14 protein-coding genes are annotated in these 14,176 nt (G+C 73.5%); 2 read left to right on the top strand and 12 right to left on the bottom strand.

Annotated elements, in window-relative coordinates:
• Positions 1 to 2: 2 nt before the first annotated feature.
• From SCATT_RS15195 to SCATT_RS39575, 12 genes are all read right to left on the bottom strand, one after another.
• Positions 3 to 506: a hypothetical protein gene (locus SCATT_RS15195; protein ID WP_014143962.1), complete on the bottom strand. Its 504-nt coding sequence runs from the start codon at positions 504 to 506 to the stop codon at positions 3 to 5.
• Positions 503 to 1,759 (bottom strand): MCE family protein, encoded by a 1,257-nt coding sequence (locus SCATT_RS15190; protein ID WP_014143961.1) that lies wholly within the window; start codon positions 1,757 to 1,759, stop codon positions 503 to 505. Before SCATT_RS15190 ends, SCATT_RS15195 begins: the two co-directional genes overlap by 4 nt.
• On the bottom strand, positions 1,759 to 2,949 hold the full coding sequence (locus SCATT_RS15185; RefSeq protein ID WP_014143960.1) for an MCE family protein: 1,191 nt from the start codon (positions 2,947 to 2,949) through the stop codon (positions 1,759 to 1,761). The genes SCATT_RS15190 and SCATT_RS15185 overlap by 1 nt, the downstream gene beginning before the upstream one ends.
• On the bottom strand, positions 2,946 to 4,028 hold the full coding sequence (locus tag SCATT_RS15180; RefSeq protein ID WP_014143959.1) for an MCE family protein: 1,083 nt from the start codon (positions 4,026 to 4,028) through the stop codon (positions 2,946 to 2,948). The genes SCATT_RS15185 and SCATT_RS15180 overlap by 4 nt, the downstream gene beginning before the upstream one ends.
• A complete protein-coding gene (locus SCATT_RS15175; protein ID WP_014143958.1) occupies positions 4,025 to 5,086 on the bottom strand; it encodes an MCE family protein in 1,062 nt (353 codons plus the stop codon). The genes SCATT_RS15180 and SCATT_RS15175 overlap by 4 nt, the downstream gene beginning before the upstream one ends.
• Entirely contained in the window at positions 5,083 to 6,114 is a 1,032-nt protein-coding gene (locus tag SCATT_RS15170; RefSeq protein WP_014143957.1) for an MCE family protein, read from the bottom strand. Before SCATT_RS15170 ends, SCATT_RS15175 begins: the two co-directional genes overlap by 4 nt.
• The gene (locus SCATT_RS15165) at positions 6,111 to 7,388 is read right to left on the bottom strand and encodes an MCE family protein (protein WP_014143956.1); all 1,278 of its coding nucleotides are present in this window, start codon (positions 7,386 to 7,388) and stop codon (positions 6,111 to 6,113) included. The genes SCATT_RS15170 and SCATT_RS15165 overlap by 4 nt, the downstream gene beginning before the upstream one ends.
• A complete protein-coding gene (locus SCATT_RS15160) occupies positions 7,385 to 8,206 on the bottom strand; it encodes an MlaE family ABC transporter permease (RefSeq protein ID WP_014143955.1) in 822 nt (273 codons plus the stop codon). Before SCATT_RS15160 ends, SCATT_RS15165 begins: the two co-directional genes overlap by 4 nt.
• 2 nt (positions 8,207 to 8,208) lie before the next feature.
• Positions 8,209 to 9,036, bottom strand: a complete 828-nt coding sequence (locus SCATT_RS15155) for an MlaE family ABC transporter permease (protein WP_014143954.1) — start codon at positions 9,034 to 9,036, stop codon at positions 8,209 to 8,211.
• Complete coding sequence (locus tag SCATT_RS15150) at positions 9,033 to 10,013, bottom strand: ABC transporter ATP-binding protein (RefSeq protein WP_014143953.1); 981 nt, start codon at positions 10,011 to 10,013, stop codon at positions 9,033 to 9,035. Before SCATT_RS15150 ends, SCATT_RS15155 begins: the two co-directional genes overlap by 4 nt.
• A 24-nt stretch (positions 10,014 to 10,037) precedes the next feature.
• A complete protein-coding gene (locus SCATT_RS15145) occupies positions 10,038 to 11,606 on the bottom strand; it encodes a DUF6801 domain-containing protein (RefSeq protein ID WP_014143952.1) in 1,569 nt (522 codons plus the stop codon).
• Positions 11,607 to 11,872: 266 nt separating this feature from the next.
• Complete coding sequence (locus tag SCATT_RS39575) at positions 11,873 to 12,196, bottom strand: hypothetical protein (RefSeq protein ID WP_231905096.1); 324 nt, start codon at positions 12,194 to 12,196, stop codon at positions 11,873 to 11,875.
• Between SCATT_RS39575 and SCATT_RS39570 the strand changes: the two genes are divergently transcribed.
• Positions 12,180 to 12,506 (top strand): hypothetical protein, encoded by a 327-nt coding sequence (locus SCATT_RS39570; protein WP_231905095.1) that lies wholly within the window; start codon positions 12,180 to 12,182, stop codon positions 12,504 to 12,506. The two genes, SCATT_RS39575 and SCATT_RS39570, sit on opposite strands and share 17 nt — an antisense overlap.
• Before the next feature lie 435 nt (positions 12,507 to 12,941).
• On the top strand, positions 12,942 to 14,162 hold the full coding sequence (locus SCATT_RS15135) for a helix-turn-helix domain-containing protein (RefSeq protein ID WP_014143949.1): 1,221 nt from the start codon (positions 12,942 to 12,944) through the stop codon (positions 14,160 to 14,162).
• Positions 14,163 to 14,176: the final 14 nt, after the last annotated feature.

Below are 14,176 nucleotides of genomic sequence, written 5' to 3'. Positions count from 1 at the left end.
GGTCAGCCTCCGCCGACCGGTACGGCGGAGAGCGCGGTGAGTTTCCACCCCGCGGGGGTGCGGGCCAGCGCGGCCTCGAAGCGCTTGCGGTCGGTGGTGGCCGTGCCGTCGCGCGGGGTGATCCGTACGGTGACGGTGGCGATGGCCCGGGCGGTGCCGGCCCGGTCGTCCAGTTCGGTGACGGCGGCGTCGGTGACCGTGGTGCGGGCGGAGTTGCCGGACTTCCTCAGACCGGCCGCGTCGCTCGCCCGGGTGCGGCCGAGCTGGTCGTGCAACGGTCCGGTGGTGGCGTCCAGCCACTGGCCGAGCCCGGCGTCCACATGGCCCGCGTCCACGCTGCCGAGCCGGGTGATCTGGAGGCGGGCGGCGGCCAGTACGGCGTCCCGGGCGGTGCCGTAGGAGAGCGCGGAATCGGTGCGGGCGGCGGCGTACCACCAGCCGGAGAAGGCGCACAGCGCCACCGCGACCGCGCCCGCCGCCCACCAGGCCACCCGCCGCCGGGTCACCGTCCGCCCCCGAGCCCGAGCAGCCCGGCCATGCCGGACGGCCCGCCCGACGGCAGCGCCGGCAACGACAGCGCACCGGGCAGTCCCTGGGCACCGGCGGCGTGCGGCAGCAGTGACCCGGGCCGGGCCGGCGAGGGCACCGGGCCGCCGGAGGGGGCGTTGGCCGACCCCCGCACGTCGGTCCCGCTGCCCGGCGGCGCGGTGCAGCGCGCACCGGTGTTCCACGCCGGGCCCGGGCTCACGTCCAGGCCGTTGCGGTAGGTCGTCCCGGCGTATCCGGCGGTGCACGGCAGCGGGGCGAAGAAGGTGACGGCCATGCCGAAGCGGGCACCGGCGGGGGTGACGGCGGTCGAGCCGGCGGCGGCCAGCGCGGGCAGCCGGACGAGGAGTTCCTCGGTGCCGTGCTGCCGGGTGACGGCCACCTCGGAGGTGGTCAGCAGGTTGGCCAGCACCACGCTGAGGTCGGGGTCGAGGTCCCGCAGCAACGCGCTGACCTGGCCGGCCGCCTCGGGGGCGGCGGCGATGACGCGGCGCAGGTCGGTGTCGGAGGCGGCGAGCTGCCCGGCCAGTTCCCGGGCGCCGGTGGCGAAGCCGGAGATGGCCTGGCCCTCGTCGGCCTGGGTGCGCAGCACGGTGGCGCCGTCGCGCATCAGCGTCCGGTCGGTGGGGAGCGCCTGGTCGGCGGAGGCGACGAACTTCGAGCCGTTGTCCAGCAGCGCCTGGAGGTTGCCGGCCTGTCCGGCGAAGGCGTCGCCCAGCTCGCCGACCACGGTGCGCAGCGAGGTGAGCGGGACGGAGGCGGTCAGGTTGTCCACGCTGGTGAGCAGGTTGGTCACCGGTGCCGGGACGCTGGTCTCGGCGGCCGGGACCCGGGCGCCGTCGGCGAGGTAGGGGCCGCCGTCGGTGGTGGGCCGCAGGTCGATGTACTGCTCGCCGACGGCCGACAGGTCGGCCACCACGGCGTGCAGCCGGGCGGGGATCGGCGGCGCCGAGTCGTCGATGCGCAACTGGGCCTCCACGCCGTCCGCGGTGAGCGTGATCGGCCCGACGGTGCCCACCCGCACCCCGCGGTAGGTGACCTCGGCGTGCTCGAACAGCCCGCCGCTGCTGGGCAGTTCGGCCCTGACCGCGTAGTAGCCGCGCATCCCCAGGTAGGGGCCGAGCCCGGCGTACCGGACGGCGAGGTAGCCGAGCACCAGCACCGCGATCACCAGGAAGGCCAGGTTCTTCAGCCGGGCGGCGAGGGTGAGCATCAGTGGCCTCCCGCCGGTGCGGACGAGGACGAGGACGGGGACTTCGCCGGGGACGGGGGCGGGGATGTGGACGCGGACGGGGACGGGGACGGCGCCGGGGTGACCGTCGACGGCAGCGGGAGCGGCGGCGCGGCGGCGCCGCGCCGGGCCGGAGCCTGCGGGTAGACGTTGTCGTCCGGGTCCATCGGCGGGATCACCCGGGTGCCCGGGGCGGCCGTCAGGTCGAGGTAGACGTTGAGGTAGTCGCCCTTGATGCCGCGCAGCACCTCGTCGGTGAACGGATACGTCAGCAGCACCTGGAGCGAGTCGGGCAGGTCCTTGCCGGCGTCGGCGAGTCGGCGCAGCGTCGGGGCGAGCGCGGTCAGGTCGGCGACCATGTCGTCCTTGCTCCGGTTGACGGTGTCCACGGCGACCGAGGAGAGGGCGTCGAGCGAGCGGAGCATGGTCAGCAGGGCGCCGCGCTGCTGGTCCAGCACCTTCAGTCCGGGGCTCAGCCCGGTGAGCACGGTGCCGATCTGCCGGTCGCGGGTGGCCAGGGTGGCGGAGAGCCGGTCCACCCCGTCGAGGGCGGCGGTGATCTCGCCGCGGTGCGCGTCGAGGTCGCTCGTGAGGGTGGCGAGCCGGCCCAGCAGTGACCGCACCTGGGGTTCGTTGCCGGCCAGTGCCTTGTTCAACTCGGTGGTGATGGTGCGCAGTTGGGCCACCCCGCCGCCGTTGAGCACCATCGACAGGGCGCCGAAGACCTCCTCGACCTCCGGGTCCCGGTCGGTGCGGGACACCGGGATGGCGGCGCCGCCGGTCAGCCGGCCCGTCGCCGTGCGCCCGTCCGGCGGGGCGGACAGCTCCACGTACTTCTCGCCCAGCAGGCTGGACTGGGCCACCCGGGCGTAGGCGTTGGCAGGCAGCCGCACCGCGCCGTTGACCTTCATGGTCACCGTCGCCGTCCACCTGCCCGGGGTCACCGCGACGCCGGTCACCCGGCCCACGGCCACGTCGTTGACCTTGACCGCGGCCTGCGGCACCAGGCTGGTGACGTCGGTGAACTCGGCGGTGATCCGGAACGGGTGGCCGCCGAGGTCGGCGCCGCCGGGCAGCGGCAGGTCACCGGCGGTGCCGAGCGTGGCGGAGCAGCCGCTCGCCCCGGACAGGACGAGGGCGAGCGCGGCGGCGGTGAGCGTGCGGCGCCTCATCGGGCGGCCCCGGTGCGCGGGGTGCCGACGCCGGGCAGTGGCAGCGGCGGGCCGGTGTCCGCCTTGGCGCCGGGGCCCATGCTCAGCTCGTTGAGGTCGCCGCGGCCGTCCAGGGTGCGGTGCGCGGGGTCGTAGGCGCTCAGCGCGTTGTCGGCGGCGAGCGGCGCGGTGTCGAGGAGTTCGGCGAGGGAGGCGCGCTGGTCGACCAGGGCCTGGGTGAGCGGGGTGAGCTTGTCGACGCTGGTCCTGAGCCGGGCCCGGTTGTCCTGGATGAAGCCCTTCACCTCGCCGAGCGCGGTGGCCAGTTGGCGCAGCGCGTCGCCGAGGTCGCGGCGGTCCTGGGCGAGGAAGGTGCTGACGTCGCCGAGGCGGCTGACCGCGGTGCGCACCTGGCTGTCGTTCTTCTTCAGCATGGCGGTGAAGGTCTGGAGGTAGGACAGGGTGGCGAAGAGGTCGTCGCGGTGGCCGGCGAGCGTGCTCGCGGCCTGGCCGAGCTGGTCGATGGTCTCGCCCATGGCCTTGCCGTTGCCCTTGAGGTTGGCGGCTCCGACATCGAGCAGTCTCGACAGGGCGCCGGTGGCGTTGGCGCCCTTGGGACCGAGGGCGTCGGCGAGGTCGGTGACGCTGGTGTAGAGCTGGTCGATCTCCACCGGGGTGGCGGTGCGTTCGACCGGGATGACGGCGTGGTCGGCGAGCCGGGGGCCGCCGGTCCAGGCCGGGGTGAGCTGGATGTAGCGGTCGGCGACCACGCTGGGGGCGACCACCACGGCGTGGGCGCCGGCCGGCACCGGGACGCCGTGGTCGAGCGTCAGCGTCACCCGGACCCGTCGGCCCTGCGGCACCACGGCGTCCACCGTGCCCACCTTCACCCCGAGCACCCGCAGGTCGGAGCCGGGGTAGACGCCGACGGTGTGGTCGAACCAGGCGGTGACGCGCAGGTCCGGCGGCCCGGACGTCAGCGCCAGCCCGGCCGCCGTGCCGCCGGCCACCACCAGTACGGCCGCGGTGACCAGGGCGACCGGCCGCCATCGGCCCGGCCTCGGGCGCCGGATCCGCCACACGCGCGTCCACCTCCTCATCGCCCACCGCCCGCGGGCTTCGGCGGCATGCACCCGGTGGCCGGGGGCGTGCCGGGCGGCAGGTAGTCCTTGGGCACCAGTCCGCACAGGTAGGTGTCGAACCAGCGGCCGTTGCCGAGGGTGTTGCCGATCAGCCGGTAGTAGGGGCCGGCCAGCGCGAGCACCTGTTGCAGGTTCGCGTAGTTGGCCTGGAGCACCGAGGTGACCCGGTCGAGGGCGTCCAGGGTGGGGGCGAGCTGCCGTTCGTTCTCCCGTACCAGCCCGGTGAGTTGGGTGCCGAGGTCGCGGGTGCCGGTGAGCAGGGCGTGGACGGCGTCGCGGCGGCGCTGGAGTTCGCCGAGGAGGGCGCTGCCGTCGCCGATGAGCTTCTCGACGTGGTCGTCGTCGCCGGCCAGGGTGCGGGTCACGTCCTTGCTGGCGTCGAGCAGCCGGGCGAGCTGGGCGTCGCGGCTGGCCACGGTCCGGGAGAGCGCCGTCAGTCCGGTGACCGCGCCGCGTACCGAGGCCGGGGTGTTCCGGAAGGCGTCGGAGACCGCCTGGAAGCTGCGGGCGAGCTGCCGGGTGTCGAGGGCGCCGAGGGTCCTGCCGAGTCCGCCGAGCGCCTGGGTGACGTCGTACGGGGAGGTGGTGCGGGTGACCGGGATGCGGGTGGCGGGGTTCTGCGGGGCGGCCCCGAGCGGGTCGAGGGCCAGGTACTTCTCGCCCAGCAGGGTCTTGATGCCGATGGCGGCGGTGCTGGCGTCGCCGATCCAGGTGTCCTTCACCTCGAAGGTGACCTCCACCCGGGCGCCGTCCAGGGCGACCCCGGTGACCTTGCCGACCTTCACCCCGGCGACCCGCACCTCGTTGCCGGGGGTGAGCCCGGCGGCCTCGGTGAAGTCGGCGTGGTAGGTGGTGCCGCCGCCGATGAACGGGAGCGCGTCGGCGTTCCAGGCCAGGGTGGCGGCGAGCGCCAGCGCCAGCAGTCCGGCGGCGCCGACGAGCACCGGGTTGCGTTCCCGCAGCGGCGTGAAGAGCGGGCCCCGCCGCCGTCCGGCGCGGCGCCAGGGGGCCCTCATGACCGGCACCTCGGCTGGGTGACGGGGATGCCGGTGGGCGGTTTGCTGCCGTCGGCGGTGGTGACCCCGGTGACCTTCGCCTGGCACAGGTAGAGGTTGAGCCAGGAGCCGTAGCTGGCGAGGCGGCCGACGGCACGCATCTTGGCGGGGGTGTTGCGCAAGAAGCCCTCCAGTTGCGGGGTGCCCGCGGCCAGGTTCCCGGAGAGGCGGCCGAGCTGGGCGATGGAGTCCTTCAGCGGGGCCCGGCCCTGCTGGAGGAGGTCCGCGGTGCTGGTGGTCAGCTGGGAGACGGCGGTGATCGACTCGCCGAGCGGTTCCCGGTCGGCGGCGAACCCGGTCACCAGTTGTTGCAGGGTGGCGACCAGGTCGTCGAAGCCGGCCCGGTGGTCGTCGACGGTCTTCAGCACGGCGCCGAGGTTGTCGATCACCTCGCCGATCACCTTGTCCTTGGCGGCCAGGGTGGTGGTCAGCGAGCCGACGGTGCCGATCAGGGTGTCCACGGTGCCGCCCTCGCCCTGGAGCACCTGGACGATCTCGGTGGCGAGCTGGTTGACGTCCCTGGGCGACAGCCCCTGGAAGAGCGGCTGGAACCCGTTGAACAGCTGGGTGAGGTCGAGGGCGGGGCTGGTGCGGTCCAGCGGGATGACGGAGCCGGGCGGCAGGGTGCGGCCGACCGGTCCGCTGCCCTGGCCCAGGTCGACGTAGCGCTGTCCGACCAGGTTGAGGTATTTCACCGCGGCGGTGACGGAGGCGGGCAGCGGGTGGTCGCGGGCCACCGAGAAGCGCACCTCGGCGATCCGGTGGTCGACCACCCCGACGCCGTCCACCTGGCCCACCGTGACGCCGGCGATCCGTACGCTGTCGCCCACCGTCAGCCCGGTGACGTCGGTGAACCGGGCCCGGTACGCCACCGTGCCCTCGACCTGTCCGCCCGCGATGCCCAGCGCCAGCGCCGTGGTGGCCAGCGCGGTCACCGCGATGAAGACCAGCGACTTGACCAGCGGTGCGGTGATGCCCCGGCGTGTCACTTCACCGTCACCTCCGCGCCGCGGAACACCGGCCCCGCCAGCACGCTGCTCCAGTCGGGCAGCGAGGCGGCCGGGCGTTTCATCCCGGGGGCCAGCAGTTCGTCCACGAGTTCGTTCTCCTGCGGGGAGTTGGGCAGCCCGAGGGTGCTTGACGTGCCGTTGCCCGAGACCGCCGTGGGCGCCGGGTCGCCGGTGTAGGGCACCGCGTAGCAGCGGGGGCCGCCGCTCGCGTCGTAGCGCGGGGTGTCGGCGCCGGGCAGGTAACGGCCGCGGGAGGGCACCGTGGTGACGGTGACGTGCAGCCCGGGTTCGTCGGTGCCCTTGCCGAGGGCGGTGTCCATGACGGGGACGAAGGCGGCCAGGGTGTGCAGGGTGCAGGGGAAGGCCGGGGCGTGGCGGGCGAGGAGTTCCAGGGTGCCGCGGCTGTCGGCGGCGAGCCGGATGACGTTCTCCCGGTTGTTCCGCAGCCAGGTGGTGACGTCCTGGGCGGTGGTGGTGGCGGCGCCGTAGACGGTGGCCAGTCGGGCGCGCTGTTCGGCCAGGGTGCCGCTGGTGGTGGTGAAGTCGGTGAGCGCCTGGACGATGTCGGGGGCGGCGTCGGCGTAGACGTCACTGGCCCGCACCAGTTCGTGGAAGTCGGCGTTGAGGGCGGGCAGTTCGGGGTTGAGCTCGCGCAGGTAGGAGTCGAGGCGCAGCAAGGTGGTGCCCAGTTCGGTGCCGCGTCCGCGCAGCGCGGTGGCGACGGCGTTCAAGGTGGCGGCGAGCTTCTGCGGCTGGACGGCGGTGAGCAGCGGCAGGGTGTGGTCGAGGACCTGTTGCAGTTCGACGGCGTCGGCGGAGCGGTCCTGCGGGATGACGGTGCCGGCCGCCAGCCGGGCGCCGGCCGTGGTGGTGCCGGGGGCGGGCACCAGGGCCACGTACCGTTCGCCGAACAAGGTGGTGGGCAGCATCCGGGCGGAGACGTCCGCCGGGATGGCGGGCAGCCGGCCCGGGTCGAGGGCGAGGGTGAGCCGGGCCCCGCCGCCGTCGGCGGTGATCCGGGAGACCCGGCCGACCACCACGCCGCGCAGCTTCACATCGGCGCCCACCCGCATCTCGTTGCCGGCCGTGCCGGTCTCCACGGTGACGGTGGCGGTGTCGCTGAACGACTTGTCGTAGACGGCCACCGCCAGCCACGCCAGCAGCGCGGGGACCAGCAGGAAGACCACCCCGGCGGTGCGGCGGCGCAGCGTGGCCGCGCGTTCTCCCCGGCGGTGCGGGGCCGGGGCGCTCATCCCGCCACCCGGACGGTGGTGGTGGCGCCCCAGATCGCCAGGCTGAGGAAGAAGTCGGTGACGCTGATGATCACGATGGCGTTGCGCACCGAGCGTCCCACCGCGATCCCCACCCCGGCCGGGCCGCCCTTGGCGTGGAAGCCGTAGTAGCAGTGGGCCAGGATCACGATGACGCTGAAGATCAGCACCTTCAGCGCCGACAGCAGCACGTCCTGCGGGGACAGGAACAGGTTGAAGTAGTGGTCGTAGGTGCCCTGCGACTGCCCGTTGACGAAGACCGTCACCACCCGGGAGGCCACGTACGAGCTGAGCAGCCCGATGCCGTACAGCGGCACGATGGCCACCACCCCGGCCACCACCCGGGTGGTCACCAGGTATGGCAGGCTGCGGACGCCCATGCTTTCGAGGGCGTCCACCTCCTCGTTGATGCGCATGGCGCCGAGCTGCGCGGTGAAGCCGGCGCCCACGGTGGCCGACAGGGCGAGCCCGGCGACCAGCGGGGCGATCTCCCGGGTGTTGAAGTAGGCGGAGATGAACCCGGTGAACGCGGTGGTGCCCAGCTGGTTCATGGCCGCGTACCCCTGGAGTCCGACGACGGTGCCGGTGGCCAGCGTCATGCCGATCATCACGCCGATGGTGCCGCCGATGACGCCGAGGCCCCCGGTGCCGAAGACCACCTCGGCCAGCAGCCGCTGGATCTCCTTGAGGTAGCGGCGCAGGGTGCGCGGGGTCCACGCCACGGCGGCGAGGTGGAACAGCAGGTGGTCGCCGGTCTCGTCGAGCCAGTGCAGCCATCTGCTCGGGCGGGCCGTGGTCATCCTCAGGCCCCCTTCTGCGGCACGAGCTGGAGGTAGATCGCGGTGAGCACGACGTTCACCACGAACAGCAGCAGGAAGGTGATGACCACGGACTGGTTGACCACGTCGCCGACGCCCTTGGGGCCGCCGCGCGGGTTGAGCCCCCGGTAGGCGGCGACCACCCCGGCGATGAAGCCGAAGACCACCGCCTTGATCTCGCTGATGTACAGGTCGGGGAGCTGGGCCAGGGCGGAGAAGCTCGACAGGTAGGCGCCCGGGGTGCCGTGCTGGAGCATGACGTTGAAGAAGTAGCCGCCGAGCGTGCCGACCACCGACACCAGCCCGTTGAGCAGGACGGCCACCAGCATGCAGGCGAGCACCCGGGGCACCACCAGCCGCTGGACGGGCGAGACGCCCATCACCTCCATCGCCTCCAGCTCCTCGCGGATGGTGCGCGAGCCGAGGTCGGCGCAGATCGCCGAGCCGCCCGCGCCCGCGATCAGCAGCGCCACGATCAGCGGGCTGGCCTGCTGGATCACCGCCAGCACACTCGCCCCGCCGGTGAACGACTGCGCCCCCAACTGCTGGGCCAGCGAGCCCACTTGCAGCGCGATGACGGCGCCGAACGGGATGGAGACCAGCGCGGCCGGCAGGATCGTCACCGCGGCCACGAACCAGAACTGCTCGATCAGCTCCCGGGTCTGGAACGGGCGGCGGAACGCCTCCCGCACCGTCGTCCCGGCCAGCGCGAACAGCCGCCCGGACTCCCGCAGCGCGCCGAGCCCGGGTATCCGGCGGCGCGGCCGGGGCGGCGCCGCCTCCCCGGCGGGCGCGGGTGCCGTACGGCTCATGCCGGTCCCCCCTGGGACGCGGCCGGCCCGGCACCGATGGCCTCCCGGGTGGCGGGCGGGAAGGTGTCCCACATCGCCAGCAGCCGGGCCCGGCGCCGCACCACCGCCTGCCGGGCGGGCAGCCCCGGCGAGGGCTGCAACTGCGGGACGATGCCACGCGGCGCGACGCCGGCGGCGGCCCCGCTCGCCTCCTCCTCGGCGAGGGTGGCCTCGTCCTTCTCCTCCGACATCCCGATCGGCCCGGCCTGGTGCCCGGTCAGGAACTGCCGTACCACCGGTTCCTCGCTGGTCAGCAGCGCTTCCCGGGGGCCGAAGGTGACCAGGTTGCGCCGGAAGAGCATGCCCATGTTGTCCGGCACGGTGGCGGCGATCTCGAGGTTGTGGGTGACGATGAGCATCGTCGCGTCGGTCTGCGCGTTGAGGTCGATCAGCAGTTGCGACAGGTACGAGGTGCGCACCGGGTCGAGTCCGGAGTCGGGTTCGTCGCACAGGATGATCTGCGGGTCGAGCACGAGGGCGCGGGCGAGGCCGGCGCGTTTGCGCATGCCGCCGGAGATCTCGCCGGGCAGTTTGCCCTCGTCGCCGAGGAGTCCGACCGTCTCGATGCGTTCCATCACGATGCGGCGGATCTCCGACTCCGTCTTGCGGGTGTGCTCGCGCAGCGGGAAGGCGATGTTGTCGTAGAGCGACATCGACCCGAAGAGGGCGCCGTCCTGGAACATCAGGCCGAACTTCTTGCGTGCCTCGTAGATGTCGCGTTCCCGGCCGCCCACCATGTCCACGCCGTCCACCAGCACCCGGCCGCGCTCCGGCTTGAGCAGCCCGATCAGTGACTTGAGGAAGACGGTCTTGCCGGTGCCGGAGGGGCCGAGCATCACGCTGACCTCGCCGGGCGGCAGGGTGAGGGTGACGTCCTGCCATACGTTCTGGCTGCCGAAGGACTTGGTCAGCCCCTCGACGACTACTTCGATTCCCATCTCACCTCCCGGTGGGCTTGTCCGTCAGTGGTGCGGCAGTTGCGGCAGCGGCGCGGGGCAGGCCCGCTGGCTGGGGTCGTCGGTGGGGACGCACAGCGGGCCCTGGACGAAGTTGAGCGAGTTGCCGGAGCCGGAGATGGCGGCGGTGAAGAGCGCGTCGAGGTTCTCGCCGTGCGCCCCGCAGCCGGTGAAGGCCGGGATGACCAGGTCTTTCGCGGCCAGCGGTCCGCCGGTCTGGATGGTGTAGTCCGGCTTGCCGTCGCCGCCGCCGGGCAGGTAGGCGTCCTGGCGGCCGTGGAGCACCACGTCGACGGGGCGGACGGTGCGGCAGTCGGGGCCGACGTCCAGCGGGGTGCCGTTGACCCGCACGTCGCGCAGGCGGATCGTCTGGTAGCCGCCGATGGTGGTCAAGGTGGGCTGCTTGAAGAACGGGTAGCCGGTCTGCACGATCGTCATCGGGCCGTCCGGCACCAGTTCCATGGTGGCGGTGGTGGGCATGAAGCCGTAGGTCAGGAACGTGGTGTCGGCGGGCGGGAGCTTCAGCGCGGCCACCGAGTCGTACTCGATGTAGGGCTGTTCGCCCGGTGGCGCGTGGAGCCGCAGCACGCGGCGTACGCCCATGCTGACCCGGGCGAGCGCGGGGTGCCGGTGCGGGTCGTTGATGAGGGCGGCGCCGTCGAGTTTGCGGACGTTGGCGTAGCCGGCGACGTAGGCGCAGCCGGCGGTGACCGGCAGTGGCGGGGCGCCGGGGGCGGGGAGCACGATCGCCCCGGTGGGCGGCTTCGGCAGCCGTGCGGGGTCCGGCGGGTCGGTGGGCGCGGGCGGGCACAGCCCGTCGCCGTCATCGGCCGGACGGGCCACCTCGATGGCGTGCCGTCGGTGGGCGGTGCCCGGGGCGGGGGTCCCGGAGGGCGCCGGGGTGGCCGGGGTGCCGGAGGGGCCGGCGGTCGGCGGCGCGGAGGGTCCGGTGGCCGGCGGTACCGGGACGGTGCCGAGCCGGGTGTCCTGCCCCGGCTTCGGGGTGCAGGCGGCGGTCACCGAGGCGGGCGTGGTCGCGGTGGCGTCGGCCCGCTGGGTGCGCAGCGCCAGGGTGAGCGTCCCGGCGTCGAAGGCCACCTCGCCGGTGCCGTCCACCGTCACCGGGGTCACCGCACCGGTGGCGGCGAGGGTCAGGTCGCCGTCGGCGGGGACGGTGACGGGCGGCGCGGCCAGCCCCGGCCAGGTGGCGTCGGCGCGCGCGGGCCCTTGCGTGACGTGGGCGGTCAGCGTCGCGGTGGCGGTGACCTGGACGGTTCCGGCGGGCAGCCAGGCGGCGGTGGCGTGGCCGAGGGTGACCCGGGCGGTCAGCGGTCCGGGTTGGATGGCGTGGCCGGCGGTGCCGGTGGCAGGGTAGCTCTGCGCGAGGGTGACCTCGGCGTCGGCGGTGGCCGTGGGGGTGGCGCAGGAGTAGGCCACCGTCAGCGCCGGCTCCGTGCCGCCGGCGGCCGAGCCGGTGCCCGGGAGCACCCCGGCCAGGGCGATGGCCACGGCCACCGCGGCCGGCCGCCGGGCCCGCCGGGCGCCGTCGGACCACCGCAGGGCGCCACCTGTCATTCGCTGGCCTCCTCGGGCCGTTCCGCGCCGGTCGTGCCGGGCCAAGCGGGCCGGACATCTCTTCGGGCGCAGGACACTACGGTCGGGTAACAAGCCAGGACAAGTGATCGCGCGCAGGAATTGCGCACCGATCCGGTGGCGCTGGATTTCTTGTCACCGATTGACAGATCCCGGCCGGAATCTCGTATTCCCTTGCGTATTCGGCGGACGGCCGGCCACCGCCGGCCCCGGTCCGCGGGCGGACCGGGGCCGGGGACGCCGTCACGTCAGGGCGAGGTGACGGTCTGGGACCCGTTGAGAACGTAGTCGGCCTGGTAGGTGACGGAGTCGCCGCTGTTCAGCAGCCCGAGGCACAGCCCGGAGACGTTGTACGCCGTCAGGTTGCCGCCGCTGATGGACAGCGTGTGGGTGGAGTTGGAGTAGCTGCCGGTCAGGGTGGCCGGGGTGGTGGCGCTGGTGCTGCCGAAGTCGGCGGTGCAGCCGGAGCCGCTGATGTGCGCCTCGACGCCGGTGAGGGTGCCGGTGGTGACGCCCGTCGAGGAGTTGTACGAGGTTCCGTTGAGCGACCACGGGGTGTTCTTCGCGGTCACCGTGAAGGTGATGCCGAGCGGGCCGACACAGCTGTTCCAGCTCACCGAATTGACGCTCGCCAATCCGGTGCCGGAGAGCCCGGAACCGCTTTTCAGCGTGCCGCTCGCGGCGGACGAGGTGCAACTCAGCTGCGTTCCGGTGCTGTTGTCGGTCAGGGTCGGCGACGAGGCGGTCGCGGTGAACGCCCCACCGGGGGTCACCGTCCACGTCGCGGTGGTCGAGGCCGAGGCGGGGGACATGGCGAGGCCCGCCGACGCGGCCACCGCGGCGGCCACCAAGGCGCTCTTGGTCATCTTGCGCACGGGCTGATCCTTTCCTGGGAGCTGACGTACCCGACAAACCGAAATAGGCGTCACCCGCAGGTGGCATTCCGGTTGCGACTCACTACCTGGAACGTGGCACCGAATCCCATCGGCTGCCCTTCGCGAAAAACGACGTTACGCATGGGTAACCCAGCGCCGCAATACTCGGGTTCCAGATTCGACCGGGGAACCGGGCACCGAGTTCTTTCTTATGAGCGGCGCAACAGAATTCGGTGGCGCGTCATACGGAAGTGAGTGGTTTTCCACCCCCCGGGACGTCAGGGGCGCGCGGGGCCGGTGCGTACCGCGGGGAATGTTTCGGTTCCCGGCTGCTGCGTTCCGGAGCCGGGTGGTCTATGTTTCAGCCAGCCATGACGTGCCGATGGCGCGAGGAGTCCTCACACCGGTGACAACCGACCGGTGCCACGTGAGGGGGGATGGTGTGACCGAGACCAAGCGGCGCCCCGAACGGGTCGAGCCGATCGGTCCGTTGCCCCGTGAGCTGGCCGCCATGATCCGGCCCGAACTGCCCAGCCTGTGGCGGGAGATGACCGCCGAGATCGCCGCCGCCGTGCCGGAGTACGCGCCGCTGTTCGACGGGCCCTACGGCCGGATCATCCGGGTGGGCATCGAGCAGAACATCGCCACCTTCGTCGACCAGATCGCCGCCCCCACCGCCACCACCGCGCTGCGCGACGACATCTGCCAGCAGTTCGGCCGCTTCGAGGCGTACGAGGGGCGCAGCCTGGACAACCTGCACACCGCCTACCGCATCGGCTGCCAGGTGGCGTTACGCCGGGCCAGGACGGTCGGGCGGCGGCACAACCTGTCGGCCACCGTGATCCTGGCCTTCGCCGACGCCCTCTTCGGCTACCTCGGCGAGATGGTGGAGCTCTCCCGGGCCGGCTACCAGCAGGCCATGGCGGAACTCGGCGAGGTCCCGGACAACCGCCGAAGACGGCTGCTGCGGCGCATCCTCAGCGGCCCCGCGGTCTCCCGCCGCGCCCTGTCCGAACTGGCCGACCACGCCGGCTGGCGCCTCCCCGACGAGGTCACCCTGGTCGCGCTCGCCCCCGGCGCCCAGCCCGACCGCACCGCGCTCGACCACGACGTCCTGGTCGACCTCACCGGCTCCGAACCCCACCTGCTCGTCCCCGGCCCGCTGGCCGACGGCCGCCGTGCCGCGCTGGAGACGGCGCTGCGGGGCTGCCGGGCCGCGGTGGGGCTGACCACCGCGCTCGGCGAGGCGGCCCACTCGCTGCGCTGGGCCCGCCACACCCTGGCGCTGGCCGAGTCCGGGGTGATCGGCGACGCGCCGCTGGTCCACGCCGAGGACCATCTGCTGTCGCTGTGGCTGCTGGGCGACCCGGCCCTGATCGACCAGCTCGCCCGCAAGTACCTCGCCCCGCTCACCGGGCTCACCCCCACCCAGCGCGCCCGGCTGCTGGACACCTTGCGCACCTGGCTGACCACCCGGGGCACCGCGGCCCAGGTCGCCGACGCCCTCGGGGTGCACCCGCAGACCGTGCGCTACCGGCTGCGCCTGCTCGACCGGGCCTTCGGCCACCAGCTGACCCACCCGGACGAACGGTTCGCCACCGAGGTCACCGTGCGCGCGCTGCGGCTGCTGGAACGCGGCCGGCGGCCCCCCGCGTCCACCTGACGCGGACGGCCGCG

It is taken from the genome of Streptantibioticus cattleyicolor NRRL 8057 = DSM 46488 (genome assembly GCF_000240165.1).
In the GTDB taxonomy this organism is placed as follows: Bacteria; Actinomycetota; Actinomycetes; order Streptomycetales; family Streptomycetaceae; genus Streptantibioticus; species Streptantibioticus cattleyicolor.
Note: the sequence above shows the minus strand (reverse complement) of the source record. Positions and strands in the feature narration are given on the sequence as shown.

What these genes read in the sequence shown, in the direction of transcription:
- SCATT_RS15190 (WP_014143961.1), bottom strand. Translation starts at nt 1,759, where the DNA reads ATGCTCACCCTCGCCGCCCGGCTGAAGAACCTGGCCTTCCTGGTGATC.
- SCATT_RS15185 (WP_014143960.1), bottom strand. Translation starts at nt 2,949, where the DNA reads ATGAGGCGCCGCACGCTCACCGCCGCCGCGCTCGCCCTCGTCCTGTCC.
- SCATT_RS15180 (WP_014143959.1), bottom strand. Translation starts at nt 4,028, where the DNA reads ATGAGGAGGTGGACGCGCGTGTGGCGGATCCGGCGCCCGAGGCCGGGC.
- SCATT_RS15175 (WP_014143958.1), bottom strand. Translation starts at nt 5,086, where the DNA reads ATGAGGGCCCCCTGGCGCCGCGCCGGACGGCGGCGGGGCCCGCTCTTC.
- SCATT_RS15165 (WP_014143956.1), bottom strand. Translation starts at nt 7,388, where the DNA reads ATGAGCGCCCCGGCCCCGCACCGCCGGGGAGAACGCGCGGCCACGCTG.
- SCATT_RS15160 (WP_014143955.1), bottom strand. Translation starts at nt 8,206, where the DNA reads ATGACCACGGCCCGCCCGAGCAGATGGCTGCACTGGCTCGACGAGACC.
- SCATT_RS15155 (WP_014143954.1), bottom strand. Translation starts at nt 9,036, where the DNA reads ATGAGCCGTACGGCACCCGCGCCCGCCGGGGAGGCGGCGCCGCCCCGG.
- SCATT_RS15150 (WP_014143953.1), bottom strand. Translation starts at nt 10,013, where the DNA reads ATGGGAATCGAAGTAGTCGTCGAGGGGCTGACCAAGTCCTTCGGCAGC.
- SCATT_RS15145 (WP_014143952.1), bottom strand. Translation starts at nt 11,606, where the DNA reads ATGACAGGTGGCGCCCTGCGGTGGTCCGACGGCGCCCGGCGGGCCCGG.